The organism is Alphaproteobacteria bacterium (genome assembly GCA_040905865.1).
In the GTDB taxonomy this organism is placed as follows: Bacteria; Pseudomonadota; Alphaproteobacteria; order UBA8366.
Window position 1 is genome coordinate 76,682 of sequence record JBBDQU010000056.1, and the last position, 15,027, is coordinate 91,708.

A 15,027-nucleotide genomic window follows, 5' to 3' on the forward strand; every position below is an offset into this window, starting at 1 on the left:
ATATCAAGCGCAACTACGCTGCCGGACCAGACGGGCGATCCTGCCGATCAAAATATGCCGCACTATCTACCGCATCCACGCAGCATCAAGTAGTCAGCGCGACACTATGCCGCAAAATCGTAACGATTCCTTACCGCACCGCCGGCCACGCCAGTCAATTATAAATTCAACCGGCAAAAATTGCAGCAAACACTATCGGAATACTTAATCCAATACATCATTCAAGGGAGCTTCGCACACCAGGCAACGCTCCCTGCCGCCCAGATCGGCCTTTCTGGCGGATACGGTCATCCCGGCGCGCGCCGCCAGCATCGCGACGGCATCCCCTTGGCCTTGGCCGAATTCCAGCGCGGCGAAGCCGCCGGCTTTCAACAGCAGGGGCAATTCGTCGAAAATCTGCCGATAGGCGAAAAGCCCGTCCGTTCCGCCATCAAGCGCGAGTCGCGGCTCCCAGACGGCGACTTCGGGTTCCAGGCCGTCGATTTCGCCGCTCGGGATATAGGGCGGATTGGAAACGACGATATCGAATCCGCCGGCCAGCGAATTGGCCCAATTGCCCGCCACCACCGTGAATCGGTCACGGAACCCCAGCGCTGCCAGGTTGCGGGCCGCAACCGCCGCCGCCGCCGGACTGCAATCGACCGCAACACCGAAAGCGCCGGGCAGCAGCGACAGCAGCGCGCCGAGCAGGCACCCGGTCCCGGTGCCGAGGTCGGCAATCCGCAAGGGCGCGCCCCGATCCGCGATCCGGTCCATGACCGCTTCGATCAGCGTTTCGGAGTCGGCGCGGGGGTCCAGCGTATCCCGCGTGACGGCGAAATCCAGGCTCCAGAATTCGCGCCGGCCGGTGATATGCGACAGCGGTTCGCGCGCCGCGCGCCGTTCGACGAGTTGCATATACGCCCGTTCGCCGTCTATCCGGCGCTCCGGATGGCCGATCAGCGTTTCCAGGGGCAATCCGGTCGCATGGCCCAGAAGCAACCGCGCTTCGGCCCGGGAATTCGGGATGCCCGCCGCGGCCAGCCGGGCCGCACCGTGCTGCAGTCCGGCGCGGATATCCGTCATGTCATACTGGCCAGTCGCATGGCCTGATCTTCCGCGATCAGCGGGCCGATAATCTCGTCCAGCGACTCGCCGACGATAACCCTGTCGACCTTGTAGAGGGTCAGGTTGATTCGATGGTCCGTAACCCGGCCCTGCGGAAAATTATAGGTGCGAATGCGTTCCGACCGGTCGCCGCTGCCGACCTGGTTCTTGCGGTCCGCGGAGCGCGCCGCATCGACCTGCGCGCGTTCAAGGTCATAAATCCGCGCCATCAGAACCTTCATGGCCTTGGCGCGGTTCTTGTGCTGCGATTTTTCATCCTGCTGGATCACGACGATGCCCGTCGGCAGGTGGGTAATGCGCACCGCGCTGTCGGTCGTATTGACGGACTGCCCGCCGGGGCCGCTGGACCGGAAGATATCGACGCGGATGTCCTTGTCGGCAATCTGCACGTCGACTTCCTCCGCTTCGGGCAGCACGGCGACCGTCGCGGCCGATGTATGTATCCGGCCGCCGGATTCGGTTTCCGGCACCCGCTGTACCCGGTGGACGCCCGATTCGAACTTCAGGCGGGCAAACACCCCCTTGCCCGATATCAGCGCCGTGGCTTCCTTGTATCCGCCCAGCTCGTTTTCGCTGATGCTCAGCACCTCGAACCGCCAGTTCTGCAGATCCGCATAGCGCTGATACATGCGGAACAGCTCCGCCGCGAACAGCGACGCCTCGTCGCCGCCGGTTCCGGCCCGTACTTCCAGGATGGCATTCTTTTCGTCGGCCGCATCCTTCGGAAGCAGCAGGATGCGCAATTCCTGTTCCAGCGCCGGGATGCGCTCCTGCAGGGCGCGCGATTCCTTTTCCGCCATTTCGCGCATTTCCGGATCGTGGGTCAGTTCCTCCAGATCGGCCTGTTCCGCCCTGGCATCCCGCAGTTCGGTGATCTTTTCGACGATGGGCGCAAGTTCGGCATATTCCCGGGAACACCTCGTGAAGGCTTCGGGGCCGAGTTCGCCGCTCGACATCAATGCCGTCAATTCCTCCTGGCGGGCAACGAGGCTTGCGTATTTTTCGTTTTCGCGCATCTAGTCCTGCTTTCCATCGTCACGATCATCAAGGCGGAATATCTGCCGCAGCACCTGTTCCGCCACTTTCAAGTCCATCTCGCCGCTGCCTGACGCCATTTCACGCATGGCGCGGCTTGGGTCATGCAGCAGGCGGCCGATCAGCCGCCGCGTGGTTTCCACGGCATCCGCATCCGGCGCCTCTTTCAGAATTTCCCGACGCAGCGCCTCGAAACGGTCGCGCAAGGCGACAATCGCCGGAACCGCATCCCGGCCCGCATGGGCGCGCCGCCACGATTCCACTTCCTGGTCAACGATAGCCCAGGCCGCGGCGGAAGCCGCGCCCCGGGTCGAGCGACCCTCCATGGCGACCCGCTCCAGATCGTCCAGCGTATACAGGAAAGCGCCGTCCAGGTCGCCCACCGCCGGATCGATATCGCCCGGCACGCCCGCATCGATCAGCAGGACAGGCCGGAACCGGCGACGGCGCAAGGCGCGCCGCATCGATTCTTCGCCAACCAGATACTGCCCGGTTCCCGCCGCCGTCACGACGATTTCGGCATCCTTTAGCGTATCGTCAAGCGCGTCATAGGCGACAAAATGAAATCCGTTGCGCCGCGCGACCGCTTCGGTTCGCCGTGACGGCCCGCATTGCATGATGCGGGTAACGCCCATGGCGCGAAACTGGTCGACGACAATATCCGCCATGTCGCCGAGGCCGACGACCAGCACGGCCGACGACGACAGGTCCCCCTGCACGTCGCGGGCAATCCGGCCCGCCGCCGAGGCGATGGAGACCGGACGGCGGCCGATTTCGGTTTCCGTCCGCACCCGCTTTGCCGCGGTGTACGCAGCCTGCATGATCGCATCGAGTTCCGGACCGGTCATGCCATGGGCCTGCGAAAACCTGTGGGCTTCGCGAACCTGCCCCAGCACCTGCGGTTCTCCAATGGTCTGGCTGTCCAGGGAAGCGGCAACGGCGAAAATGTGCCGTACCGCCGCGTCGCCGGATAAACAGTAGACCTGATCGGCGAGCTCGCTTTCATCCAGGCCGGAATTTCGTGCAAACAGGGCGCGGACGGTATCGCGCGCCAGTTCCGGATCCGTCACGACGGCCTGCACCTCCACCCGGTCACAGGTCGACATGACAATCGCCTGGGCGATGCCCGTGCGGGCGAGTTGCTCGAGAACCAGCGGCGCCTTCGCTTCGTCGACAAACAGCCTGTCGCGCAGTCCGACCGTGCTGGAACGATGGTTCGCTCCCGCCGCGAAAGCCACCGCCCGCGCTACCGCCGGCATGGCGTTGCTAACGATAGCGGGCGAGAAAATCCGGGAGGGAGGTGAGCGGCACCTCTTCCTGCTCGCCCGTATCCATGTGGCGCACGGTCACCGCGTCCCGCGCCAGTTCGTCCTCGCCAAAAATCACCACGGCGCAGACATTCAGCCTGTTTGCGCGTTTCATCCGGCGGCTCAGGTTTCCGCTATAGGCGATTTCTATCCGAAAATCGTCCCGGCGCAGTTTTTCCGACAGGACAAGGGCGGCCTGCTGGGCGACATCACCAACCGGCACCACCGCAATCGCCCGTGGCCGCGGCGGTGGATCGCCGCACAGCATCGCCAGACGCTCAATGCCCCCGGCCCATCCGATCCCCGGCGTTTCGGGCCCGCCCATCATGCCGATCAGCCCGTCATACCGGCCACCCGCAATCAGCGCGCCCTGGGCGCCCAGCGCATCGGTCGTGAACTCGAACGCCGTATGGCAGTAATAATCCAGCCCCCGCACCAGCCGGGGATTGATGGTATAGGCTATGTCCAGCGCGTCCAGCCCGGCGCGCACCGCGGCGAAGTGATCGCTGCTTTCCGCATTGAGAAAATCGGCAAACAACGGCGCATCGGCGATGATCCTGCGGTCGCCTTCGTTCTTCGAGTCCAGGATGCGCAGCGGATTTCGCGTCAGCCGTTCCTGGCTGTCCTGTGACAGGTCGGCCGTAAAATCGCTGAAATATTCGACCAGCGCGTCGCGATAGGCGGACCGGCTTTGCGTATCGCCGAGCGTATTCAGTTCCAGCGTCGCCAGACCGATCACACCCAGCTCGTCCAGCACCCGCGCGCCGCAGGCGATGACCTCTATATCGGCCTGCGGCTGGGCAACGCCGATCAGTTCGATCCCGATCTGGTGGAACTGGCGCAACCGGCCCTTCTGCGGGCGCTCGTAGCGAAACATCGGCCCGTTGTAAAACACCTTGACCGGGATCTGCTGCGCCAGCCCCTCGGAGATGAAGCTGCGCGCGATGCCGGCCGTATTCTCCGGCCGAAGGGTGAGTTCGTCGCCCCCCTTGTCGGTGAATGTATACATTTCCTTCGTGACGATATCGGAGGTATCGCCGAGGGTCCGCCTGAACACCTGGCTGAACTCGAAAATCGGCGTCGATACTTCCTCGAATCCGTAACGCAGCGCCGCCGCGCGCGCGGTTTCGGTCACGCGGCCGTGAGCGCGTGTTTCATCGGCCAGTAAATCATGCGTGCCGCGAACGGGTTGTAGCAGGGCCATGTCAATTACGCCGTCAGTGTTGCTGTGTCGGATCGGCGGCGAATGTGCTCGCACATGCCTGAAAGATCAAGCGCCGGGTCAACGCGGGCGGCGCTCGTCTACTGACGGGTCGCCGTACCGGCTTTGAGCAGGTCGGCATCCAGCTGGACCTCTTTCATGACGGCGCCTTTCGACCCTATTCGGGGAATGGCGCTGCCATCGACGAGAATATCCAGCCCGCCGGCATTTCCCGTGCGCATCACGAGACCCGGATCATTGGGGACGCGGTAGCTGTCGCCGGTCCGCAACAGGCGGGTCAGCAGCAGGTTTCCGCCACTGTCCCGAACCTGAACCCAGACCTCCGCCGCCGCACGCAGCACAACGCGCGCATCGGTATTTTCCTCGCCATATTCGCGCGGTGTGGTGGAATCGATGCGCGGCGGCGCCGGCGGCGCCGGCAACGCTGTCAGGTCTACCCTCGCGGGCGCCGGTTCCGGCGCATCCTCGGACGGCGCGGCGGCGGCATTCGTTTCCGGCTCCGCCGCCGTCGCGGGAGCGGCAGCATCCGGCGATCCGGCGGAAACCGTCGCCGGGGGCTCGCCGGGCGACTGATCGACCGATTCGATATTGCCGGCAGCCACCGTCGGTATATCGCGGCCGGTGTCGGGCAGGGGCTCGGACGCCGGAATCCGTCCGTCGGCAGTTTCCGAACCGACCGCATTATCCGGCGATTCCGTCTGTGCCGGCTGCGGCGCGGTGACGGCCGTCTGCGGCTCCGCCGGCGCGGGCGCCACGGCTATGGACGGGTTTTCAACCGGTTCACTGGTCACCGGACCTACGGGCGCCACCGTAACAGGCGGCATTTCCGGTTGCGATGCCGCCGATCCGGAAGGTTCCGCGGGGCCTTCACTGGCCATCGGCACGGGCAATACAGGCGCAATGCCTTCCGGCGCCACGGGTTCGGATTTACCGATCAGCGCCAGAAATCGTTCCGGCAGGGCCGGGACAAGTTCCGCTATCGGACGATCCTTCGACGAGAGAAAGACCCATCCGCCATAGACCAGCGCCGCCGCAACAATCGACAGCAGCAATATGGCGCCGCTGGGCACCCTGCCTTCCGATTGCGGGGAGGGGAAGACGAGGCGCGCCTCTTTCGCGAGTTCCGCCGTTTCTTCCCTGAACCGGTTGACAATCTCCGGTCCGTCCAGGTCGAGCAGTTCCGCATAGGCCCGTACGAAGCCGACGGCATAGGTCGCGCCGGGCAGGTCATCGAGCCTGTCTTCCTCAATGGCGACGAGATAAACATAGCGAATCCGCAACCGGTCGGCCACGTCGCGCAGGTCATAGCCGAATGCTTCGCGTTTCTGGCGCAAAAACTGGCCAGCCGTTTCCCGGACCGGGGATTCGACGCTTTCATCAAGCTGCATGGTCTCTTGCCGTCGTTTCAACATTGCGCGCCAATCAAATCAGATGATGGAGCCCGAGGCTCCCCACCCCTTGCCGTACACAATACGAATTGAGAACAGTCCCGCACCCGCCATTAAACATTATAATTTCGATATTTCAGCGCATTAACAATATTCAAACCGCCATGTACTGGCAATATCAATATAATGTCTATAAATCCTAAAACTTACACTTGTATTAACGCAATCAGTCCGCGTCGAGTCCATAGGCGGTGTGCAATGACCGCAAGGCAAGTTCCGTGTATTCCTCGGCGACAAGGACGCTTATCTTGATTTCCGATGTCGAGATCACCTGTATATTGATCCCCTTTTCGGACAGTGCCTGGAACATGGTCTTGGCAACGCCGGCATGGGAGCGCATGCCGACGCCGATCACGGATACCTTGACGACATTCGGGTCGACCTTCAGCGCCCCGAAATTGATTGCCGGCCGGATGCTTTCCAGGATCGCTATCGCGCGCTGGTAATCGGCCTTGCCGACGGTGAAAGTCATGTCGGTATGCGTGCCGTCCGCCGAGACGTTCTGGACGATCATGTCGACATTAACGCTGGCATCGGACAGCGGGCCGAATATTGCGGCGGCGATTCCCGGCTGATCCTCAACCCCGACCAGGGTAAGCTTTGCTTCATCACGGCTATAGGCAATGCCGCTTACGACCTGCTGTTCCACGATTTCATCCTCGTCTACGACAAGCGTGCCCGGCAGATCCTCGAATGTCGACAGGACCTGCAGACGCACCCTCTGGTTCATTGCCAGCTCGACGGCGCGGGTTTGCAGCACCTTGGCGCCCTGCGACGCCATTTCGAGCATTTCCTCATATGTGATCCGGTCAATTTTCCGGGCCCGGGACACAATCCTCGGATCGGTCGTGTATACGCCGTCGACATCGGTGTAGATGTCGCAACGTTCCGCACCCAGCGCCGCCGCGAGCGCGACGGCCGTCGTATCCGACCCGCCGCGGCCCAGCGTGGTGATTCGTCCGTTGGGCGATACACCCTGGAATCCGGCCACCACGGCAACCTGCCTCTCGGCGAACCGGCTGACGATACCCTCGGTATCCACGCCTGTTATCCGCGCCTTGCCGTGCACGTCGTCCGTATGGATCGGCACCTGCCAGCCCAGCCAGGACCGCGCCTGAATGCCCAGGTTCTGCAGTGCGAGCGCCATCAGGCCGCAGGTCACCTGCTCGCCGGTCGCGACGACGGCATCGTATTCCCGCGTATCATGCAGCGGACTGATCGCATTCACCTTGGCGACGAGATCATTTGTGTTCCCGGACATCGCCGACAGCACGACGGCAACTTCATTGCCCTGGTCGTACTCCCGCTTTACAAGCTGGGCGACATGCAGGATGCGATCGAGATCGCCCACTGACGTGCCGCCGAATTTCTGTACAATGCGTGCCATGAAACCCGAATTCGTTCGATTGCCCGGTGCCCGAAAAGGCGGCGTATGCATACGCGCATGAAAGTACAGGCGCAAGCCGTATCCTGCGGCGCGAAGGGAGTTTCCGCATGACTTCAAACACAACGGTCGATCCGGCGGAGGTCGAAAAATTCGCGGCCCTGGCGGCGGTATGGTGGGATCACGACGGGCCGTTCAAGCCGTTGCACCGGCTGAACCCGATCCGGCTGCGTTTCATCCGCGACCGGCTGGCGATGCGGTTCGGGCGCGATGTGCAAGCCGAACGTCCCCTGGAAGGCCTGCGCGTTGTCGATATCGGCTGCGGCGGCGGGCTGCTGGCCGAACCGCTGACCCGCCTGGGCGCCTCGGTGACCGGCATCGATGCAACCGAAAAGAATATCGGCATCGCCCGTATCCACGCGGCTGATATGGGTTTGGCCATCGATTATCGCGTCGCCACGGCGGAGTCGCTGGCCGGCGCGGGCGAACAATTCGATGCGGTGCTCAACATGGAAGTGATTGAACACGTCGCCAATGTCGACATGTTCCTCGCGGCTACGGCGGCACTGACGAAGCCGGAAGGCGCCATGTTCCTCGCGACACTGAACCGGACCGCCAAGGCCTATGCGCTGGCCATTGTCGGCGCGGAATACCTGCTGCGCTGGCTGCCAAGGGGAACCCATGACTGGCAACGCTTCGTCAAGCCGTCGGAGCTGGCCGCCGGCCTGCGGGCGGCGGGCATGACCGTCACGGAGATGACGGGCGTCGTCTACAATCCGTTCTCGGACCGCTGGTCGCTCGATCCGGACGACCTCGCGGTCAACTACATGGCCGTCGCGGAACGGCGGGCGGCAAAACCGGAACAGGCCGACTGATCAGTCGTCCGTTGAGGAAACCCAGGGAATCCGGCCGAACTCAATGCCTTCTTCCGCCAGTTCGGTCGCTTCTTCGGCCGTCGCTTCACCGTAAATATTGCGCTGGTCCGTTTCACCGTAATGGATCTTCCGGGCTTCTTCGGGGAATTCCGAGCCTACATAGTCGCAATTCTTTTCGACAACCGTCCGCAACTCCAACAGGGCCGCGCGGAGTTGCGCCGGGGACGGCATGTTATCGCTTTTCCGGCGGCCTGAACCCCTGGAGATATTGGGCGCCATGACACCCTTTTCGATCGTCGTGCCGCCGCAGCTCGGGCAGGAAAGCGCCTTGCGTTTCACCTGCTCGTCATAGGACGCGCTGTCCTTGAACCAGGCCTCGAACACATGATCCTTGGCACAACGAAGATTGAATGAAATCATGGCGCTGACGCCTGTCTCCAAGTATATTACAGTTTCACCTGATAAAAGATGGTGACTTTCACATTACCCCGCAAGAATTAAATTTCCTGGATATCCATGGCCCACTCCGGAAAGCATGAAACCGACGGCCCGCCATCGGGCTGGGTGAAACGGTTCGCCGACCGGCTTCCCGCCGGCGGCGCCGTTCTGGACCTCGCCTGCGGCGGCGGCCGGCATGGCAGGCTGTTTCTGGAAGCCGGGCATCCGGTCACGTTTGTCGATGCCGATACCGCAGCGCTTGGCGACCTTGCCGATCACCCGGCTGCAACAATCATTCAGGCCGATCTGGAATCCGGCGCACCCTGGCCGCTGGGAGACCGGCAGTTCGGCGGCGTCGTGGTGACAAACTATCTGTGGCGGCCGATCCTGCCCGATATTATCCACGCCGTCGCACCCGGCGGCATCCTGATCTACGAGACCTTTGCCGAGGGTAACGAGGCGTTCGGGCGGCCCCGGAACCCGGATTTCCTGCTGCGCCGGGGCGAACTGCTGGAAGCGGTGCGCGGCAAACTGACGGTCATCGCCTACGGCCAATGCGTTCAGGAAAACCGGCGCGTGGTCCAGCATATTGCCGCGGTCCGCGCCGCATGACGCACGAGGTCGAAATGGACGGCATTACCGCCAGCGACGACAAGGCGCGTATCGACCTCGATACGGTTCACGATTTCCTGCGGACCTCATACTGGGCCGAGGGCATCCCGCGCGAAACGGTCGAGCGCTCCATCCGCAACTCGCTGGTCATGGGGCTGTATGACGGCGACCGTATGATCGGCTTTTCGCGCGTTGTGACCGATTACACGACCTTCGCCTATATCGGCGATGTTTTTGTCCTGGAGGCCTGGCGCGGGCGCGGCCTGGCGGTATGGCTGACCCAATGCCTCGTCGGCCATCCGGAATTGCAGGGTATGCGCCGCTGGTTGCTGGCGACGCGGGATGCGCACGGGGTTTACGCCAAGGTGGGGTTCACCTCGCTCGCAGCGCCGCAGTCGATGATGACGATCCACAACCCCGATATCTATAAAAAGGGTGAACTATAGCACATCAGGTTTGAATGGAACCGGTTGCGGTTCCATTCAAACCTGTGAAGGTGCTATATCTTCAATAAGATAGATCAGATTCACGTGTTTGGCTGGATCGCCAGAGGCGATTCCAATCAAACACGATCTGATCTACCGGCTGTAGACGCGGTCGTGGCCCAGCGAGGGCACCATCGATCGGGCCGTATCGACCGCGTCGAAATCCAGGTCGGCCAGGATTACGCCCGGTTCCTCGCCCGCCTCCGCCAGGATTTCGCCCCAGGGGGATACGATCAGCGAATGGCCATAGGTCTTGCGCCCGTCTTCGTGATCGCCGCATTGCGCCGGCGCCATCACGAAACAGCCGGTTTCTATGGCCCGGGCCCGCAACAGGACATGCCAGTGTGCGCGACCCGTGGGCCGGGCGAAGGACGAAGGCACGGTCAGGATGCGCGCGCCAGCCTGCGCCAGATGGCGGTACAGATAGGCGAACCGCAAGTCGTAGCAGATCGTCATGCCGATATCGCCCCACGGCGAAGGCGCGATGACGGCACGCTCTCCCGGGCGGAACCGGGCGGATTCCCGGTAGCTTTCGCCGCCTTCCAGATCGACGTCGAACATATGGATCTTGTCATATCGTGCAGCGATCGCGCCGCTGGAATCGATCAGGAAGCTGCGATTGGCAAAGCGCGGATCGTCTTCCAGCCTGACAACCAGCGAACCGGCCAGTAGCCAGATACCGAGTTCCGCCGCCAGTTCGCGATAGGCCTGCAGGGCGGGTTCGTTCGCTTCGTCGAAGGCTTTTTCAGCCGCGCGACCCGACCGCATTTCGCAGAGATTCGACACTTCCGGCGTCGCAACCAACGCCGCACCCTCGCCGTGCGCCTGGCGGATCAGGGCGGTGGATATGGCGATATTCGGTGCGATCTCCGCGCCGGAGTTCAGCTGAACGCACGCAACGCGTAGTGTCATGGGTCAGCCCGCGGCGGCCAGCTTCTCGTCCAGCTTGCCCGCGGAATCGAGGGCGAACAGATCGTCGCAGCCGCCGACATGTTCGCCATCAATGAATATCTGGGGAACACTGGTGCGGCCGCCGGCGCGCTGCACCATTTCGCTCTTCCGGGCCCTGTCCATCATCACATCGACTTCTTCGAACGCGACATTCTTCTGGCTCAGAAGATGTTTTGCGCGGTGACAGAAGCCGCAAAACGGGCTTGTGTAAATCTCGACCTTGGCCATGCTTATTTCCATCCTCATCCGTTCCGGCCGCTGGGACCGTCAGGGCAATATACGCAAAAATACAGTGATGCGGCGTGAAATATGGCGTCAGCCCAGCGGTCTGACAACCCTGGACAGGGTCAATACATCCACCGCACCCGCGCCAGCGCGTTTCAGCACCCTGGCGCACTCCTCTGCCGTCGCCCCCGTTGTCAGCACATCGTCGACCAGCAGGACCCGTTTGTCGGCCAGATCGTCACGCCAGGCGCCGCGGACGATGAATGCCCCGCGGACATTGTTGATCCGCGCGGATCGGGACAGCCGGCCCTGGATCGGTGTGCGCCGATGGCGCGCCAGAAGGTCGACCGCCACGCGCCGGCCGGAGATACGGCCAAGCGCCAGCGCCAGAATCGCCGCCTGATTGTAACGCCGATAGAACAGCCGCCAGCGATGCAAGGGGACAGGGACGATCAGGTCCGCATCGTGCAGCAGTTCGCCGCCCGCTCGCGCCAGCCATTGGCCGAAAGCCGGCGCATCATGCGTCCGGTCGCCATGCTTGAACGCCAGGACAAGGTCGCGGCTGGCATCGTCATAGGCGAAAACCGCCCGGGCCCGGTCGAAGGCCGGCCGCCGCATGGTGCAGGCGCCGCACAGGGTGCGGTCGGGCACCGCGTATTCGAACGGGTAGCCGCAACAATCGCAGGCAGGCGTCGCCAGAAACACGATCCGGCCCCAGCAGTCGCCGCAGAGCGCGCCACCGGGTTCGACCGTCACGCCGCAAACGGTACAGCGCGGCGGTAACACGGCATTCACAATCGTCCGCGCGACCAGCCCGAGACCGGGTGGCGTCCGGAGCGCCAGCCCCATCAGGGTCCGAAATCCGGAAACACGAGCGTGCCGTCGCCAAGGGCATCGTTCAGCGCTTTCGCATCGATTTGTCCGGCCATTCGACGAGTTTCCCTGAAACCTGTATCGCTATACTATAGCACGTTCACATGGCTGTTGGATCGCCAGAGGCGATTCCGGTAATCCATGATCCGATCCAGGCGGATAGACGGCGTTCGCTCAAGCGGCGATTGCCCCGGCTCCCGGTGCGCCATATTGTGCCGCCATGTCCGATTCCATGCATGTCTTCGACCGGCGGGCCGTCCGCGCGCACCGCAATCGCGCCGCCCCTGGATTCGCCGCCTACGACTTCCTGTTCCGGGAATCCGCGGACCGGCTGGCGGACCGGCTGCTGGATATCGCCCGGGAATTCCCCCTGGCGGTCGATATCGGCTGTCACGACGGCGGTCTGCGGAACGCGGTTCTGGCCAGCGGGCGGATCGGCGCGCTGCTGCAGTCCGACCTGTCGGAACCCATGGCGCGACGGGCGGATGGCCCCGTTGTCGTCGCCGACGAGGAAGCCCTGCCCTTCGCGGAGGGAAGATTCGACCTGGCGATCAGCAACCTGTCGCTGCACTGGGTAAACGACCTGCCGGGAACCCTGCTGCAGATCCGGCGTATCCTGAAACCGGACGGCCTGTTCCTTGCCGCGACCCTGGGCGGCGATACGCTGGCTGAACTGCGAGAATGCCTGATGGCGGCGGAAATCGACCTGCGCGACGGCGCGAGCCCGCGGGTGTCGCCTTTCCTGGAAATCCGCGACGCGGGCGCGCTGATGCAGCGGGCGGGATTCGCCCTGCCGGTCATCGACAGCGACCGGATTACGGTAACCTATGACAATGCCCTGAAGCTGCTGGCCGACCTGCGCGGCATGGGTGAAACGGACGCTGCGATGGCGCGGACGCGCGGCTTTACCCGCAAGGACCTGTTCCTGCGCATGGCGGAAATCTATCACGACCGGCATGCGGGGCCGGATGGCCGTATCGCGGCAACCTTCGAGGTGATCTGGCTGCATGGCTGGGCGCCGCATGAGACCCAGCAGCAGCCGCTGCGCCCCGGCAGCGCGGAGGTACGGCTCGCCGATGCGCTGGACGTTCCGGAATCGACCGTGCCCGACAAGGCCAGACCCAACTGAAGCAAATCGTGAGCTTGCTTTTGCGCCGAATATCGAACAACCGATGCCCGGAATATCCGCTTCATCCGGTTGGCGCGACGGGGCGCCCGAAGATGCCGAGCCCTTTGTAATACGGGCTGTCCTCCGGAAAGGACCATTCGCTATGCGGACGGTACTTGCCGTCCAGCATCCGCGTCGGCGATTCGCTGCACCAGCGCAGCGCGTCGTGGCCGGCGAATGTTTCCCATCCCGTTGCATCGCCGTGAACGATACCCAGATGCGGGTTTTCGCTGCGAAAGGCATTTACCGTGACCTTGCGCAGCAGCCGGTACAGCTTGTTGACGAAGAACCTGTCTTCGGCATCGTCGCGCCAATAGGTTGCCATGAAAGCTCCCGCTTCCAGAGTCGGCGGGTCCCAGGCCCAGTTGGCGCCGCGCGGCAGGGTCCAGTCCCACCAGGAACGCGCCCAAAAGAAATTGTGGCGCGGGAATTTATCCGTATCGTACCGTGACAATTCCGGGTGCCATCCGGGGTATGGCAGGACGCCGTGTACAACGATCTCGCTTGACTGATCGATTGACTCGATCCACGGAAAATTGTCGAAATCCCATCTGCTGCCGTCGATGAATTTCATCGCCGGAAATTCTTCCAGCAAAACACGGGTCAGCGCAGCCTCATCGACTTCGGTCATGATGAGCGGTCTGGACCGCTTGGTGGATTTTCGCCCTGTCACTAGTTTCTGGCCTCATCTTCGAGTCAGATTCACATTAGCAGATATCCTATCGTTTGCGCGACCTGGGATTGTGTCCGATTCCGCGTTGGCGTCGTTGCATCTTGATGCGTCGGCGTCGCAACCGTTCTACCTGCCAGCGTTTCCGTATAAGCAAGACAGTGGCGCCGGAAGCGCGGCGAATCGCTTCCGCCGCTTCCAGTTCATCGGCGGTGACTTTACCGTTTTTGTCGATATCAACCGTTTGAATATGCACAATCTTACCGGTTTTCTTGTGTCTAAATGTCAAATCGGCAAAACGCGAACCAGGCCGGCTGTCCCCCGGTTTTCCGGTGATCGGATGTTTAAAGGCAATTCCCGGTCCCGGAATCTGCCTCTCCTTCTTGTCTTCGCCTGAGCCCTGTTCTCGCCCTCCGTCTTTATGTTCGTAGAGGGGGTTATTTCCAAGAAACCAGTCCCTTACGATATCGATTTCGTCCTTAGTCAAGTCGTTGCCACGGTTTTCATAAAAAGGGATTTCTTTCGTAATCTCATCGAGGCTCGGCCCAAGTATGACCTGCGGCGTCTTGATTTCTGGAATCGGCCCCTTGGTGCCGGTAAAACCTCGCGGCGGCTGCGTCTGTGGCGGGGTCCTTGTCGCGGTCTCGAGGTCTTTGGGCCTTTGGTTTTCCGGCGTTCGGTTTGGCGTCAAAGGCGGCGGCGGAACCAGTGCCGGCGGTCTGTTGTGGAAATTTTCGCGGCGCCGGCGTTCATATTGCCGTCGCAATATTTCGCCCGTCCCGATTGCCGCGCCACCGCCTATCAAAAGGCCCAGCAACGGTACGGCTGGCGCGAAGGCAACCTGCGGATTCTTCGATTTTCCGCCGTCGTTTCCTTCAATCGACCCCAATTGAGATGCGAGACCATCGCCGAGTTGGGCGGATATTTCCGGGTCGCGCGCTTCGAGTTGTTGGAAAAGATCGGCGACTTCATTGACAGTGTCTTCGCCGCCGGTCTGGAGCGCGTTGGCAAGCTGGGTGGGCAGATCGCCTATCGTCGATGTCCGCAACAGGGCGTCAACCGTGCGGCGGTTTGCGGCGGCGGATTCGGCGGAGACGCGCGGCCGCATAGGCAATTGTGGGTGGCGCATTGATTTCTCCATATGGAAAAAGAAAAAGGCCGCCCCGATGGGACGGCCTCAGACCGCTGACAAACCCCTCGCCTTTGGTGAGGGGTTTGTGATTCAAT

General features: G+C 62.4%; 16 protein-coding genes. 4 read left to right on the forward strand and 12 right to left on the reverse strand.

The features are described from left to right. Positions 1 to 204 precede the first annotated feature (204 nt). The 6 genes from prmC to WD767_12375 all read right to left on the reverse strand — a co-directional run bounded on the left by prmC (position 205) and on the right by WD767_12375 (position 7,506). Entirely contained in the window at positions 205 to 1,065 is an 861-nt protein-coding gene (gene prmC / locus WD767_12350) for a peptide chain release factor N(5)-glutamine methyltransferase (GenBank protein MEX2616877.1), read from the reverse strand. Continuing rightward, on the reverse strand, positions 1,062 to 2,123 hold the full coding sequence (gene prfA / locus WD767_12355; protein MEX2616878.1) for a peptide chain release factor 1: 1,062 nt from the start codon (positions 2,121 to 2,123) through the stop codon (positions 1,062 to 1,064). Before prfA ends, prmC begins: the two co-directional genes overlap by 4 nt. Next, on the reverse strand, positions 2,124 to 3,401 hold the full coding sequence (hemA, locus tag WD767_12360) for a glutamyl-tRNA reductase (protein ID MEX2616879.1): 1,278 nt from the start codon (positions 3,399 to 3,401) through the stop codon (positions 2,124 to 2,126). A 7-nt stretch (positions 3,402 to 3,408) separates the two neighbouring features. Continuing rightward, entirely contained in the window at positions 3,409 to 4,653 is a 1,245-nt protein-coding gene (hisS, locus tag WD767_12365; protein ID MEX2616880.1) for a histidine--tRNA ligase, read from the reverse strand. A 98-nt stretch (positions 4,654 to 4,751) separates the two neighbouring features. Next, the gene (locus WD767_12370; GenBank protein MEX2616881.1) at positions 4,752 to 6,059 is read right to left on the reverse strand and encodes a RodZ domain-containing protein; all 1,308 of its coding nucleotides are present in this window, start codon (positions 6,057 to 6,059) and stop codon (positions 4,752 to 4,754) included. Positions 6,060 to 6,285: 226 nt separating this feature from the next. Next, positions 6,286 to 7,506, reverse strand: a complete 1,221-nt coding sequence (locus tag WD767_12375) for an aspartate kinase (GenBank protein ID MEX2616882.1) — start codon at positions 7,504 to 7,506, stop codon at positions 6,286 to 6,288. 107 nt (positions 7,507 to 7,613) lie between these two features. Between WD767_12375 and ubiG the strand changes: the two genes are divergently transcribed. After that, the gene (gene ubiG, locus WD767_12380) at positions 7,614 to 8,378 is read left to right on the forward strand and encodes a bifunctional 2-polyprenyl-6-hydroxyphenol methylase/3-demethylubiquinol 3-O-methyltransferase UbiG (GenBank protein MEX2616883.1); all 765 of its coding nucleotides are present in this window, start codon (positions 7,614 to 7,616) and stop codon (positions 8,376 to 8,378) included. Here the strand turns inward: ubiG and WD767_12385 are convergent, their stop codons facing one another. After that, the gene (locus WD767_12385; protein MEX2616884.1) at positions 8,379 to 8,798 is read right to left on the reverse strand and encodes a DUF1178 family protein; all 420 of its coding nucleotides are present in this window, start codon (positions 8,796 to 8,798) and stop codon (positions 8,379 to 8,381) included. Positions 8,799 to 8,894: 96 nt separating this feature from the next. On the opposite strand from WD767_12385, the gene WD767_12390 reads away from it, so the two are divergent. Continuing rightward, a complete protein-coding gene (locus WD767_12390; GenBank protein ID MEX2616885.1) occupies positions 8,895 to 9,428 on the forward strand; it encodes a class I SAM-dependent methyltransferase in 534 nt (177 codons plus the stop codon). Further along, positions 9,425 to 9,874, forward strand: coding sequence for a GNAT family N-acetyltransferase (locus WD767_12395; GenBank protein MEX2616886.1), 450 nt, complete (start codon positions 9,425 to 9,427; stop codon positions 9,872 to 9,874). The genes WD767_12390 and WD767_12395 overlap by 4 nt, the downstream gene beginning before the upstream one ends. Before the next feature lie 132 nt (positions 9,875 to 10,006). Here the strand turns inward: WD767_12395 and WD767_12400 are convergent, their stop codons facing one another. The 3 genes from WD767_12400 to WD767_12410 all read right to left on the reverse strand — a co-directional run bounded on the left by WD767_12400 (position 10,007) and on the right by WD767_12410 (position 11,938). Next, positions 10,007 to 10,825, reverse strand: a complete 819-nt coding sequence (locus WD767_12400; protein MEX2616887.1) for a carbon-nitrogen hydrolase family protein — start codon at positions 10,823 to 10,825, stop codon at positions 10,007 to 10,009. Positions 10,826 to 10,828: 3 nt separating this feature from the next. Continuing rightward, positions 10,829 to 11,092: a glutaredoxin 3 gene (gene grxC / locus WD767_12405; GenBank protein ID MEX2616888.1), complete on the reverse strand. Its 264-nt coding sequence runs from the start codon at positions 11,090 to 11,092 to the stop codon at positions 10,829 to 10,831. Positions 11,093 to 11,179: 87 nt separating this feature from the next. Next, positions 11,180 to 11,938, reverse strand: a complete 759-nt coding sequence (locus WD767_12410; GenBank protein MEX2616889.1) for a ComF family protein — start codon at positions 11,936 to 11,938, stop codon at positions 11,180 to 11,182. 244 nt (positions 11,939 to 12,182) lie between these two features. Between WD767_12410 and WD767_12415 the strand changes: the two genes are divergently transcribed. Beyond that, on the forward strand, positions 12,183 to 13,091 hold the full coding sequence (locus WD767_12415) for a methyltransferase domain-containing protein (protein MEX2616890.1): 909 nt from the start codon (positions 12,183 to 12,185) through the stop codon (positions 13,089 to 13,091). A 61-nt stretch (positions 13,092 to 13,152) separates the two neighbouring features. Here WD767_12415 and WD767_12420 read toward each other — a convergent pair whose 3' ends face one another. Both WD767_12420 and WD767_12425 read right to left on the reverse strand, forming a co-directional pair. Next, on the reverse strand, positions 13,153 to 13,761 hold the full coding sequence (locus WD767_12420) for a hypothetical protein (protein MEX2616891.1): 609 nt from the start codon (positions 13,759 to 13,761) through the stop codon (positions 13,153 to 13,155). 88 nt (positions 13,762 to 13,849) lie between these two features. Further along, positions 13,850 to 14,929 (reverse strand): hypothetical protein, encoded by a 1,080-nt coding sequence (locus WD767_12425; GenBank protein MEX2616892.1) that lies wholly within the window; start codon positions 14,927 to 14,929, stop codon positions 13,850 to 13,852. Positions 14,930 to 15,027: the final 98 nt, after the last annotated feature.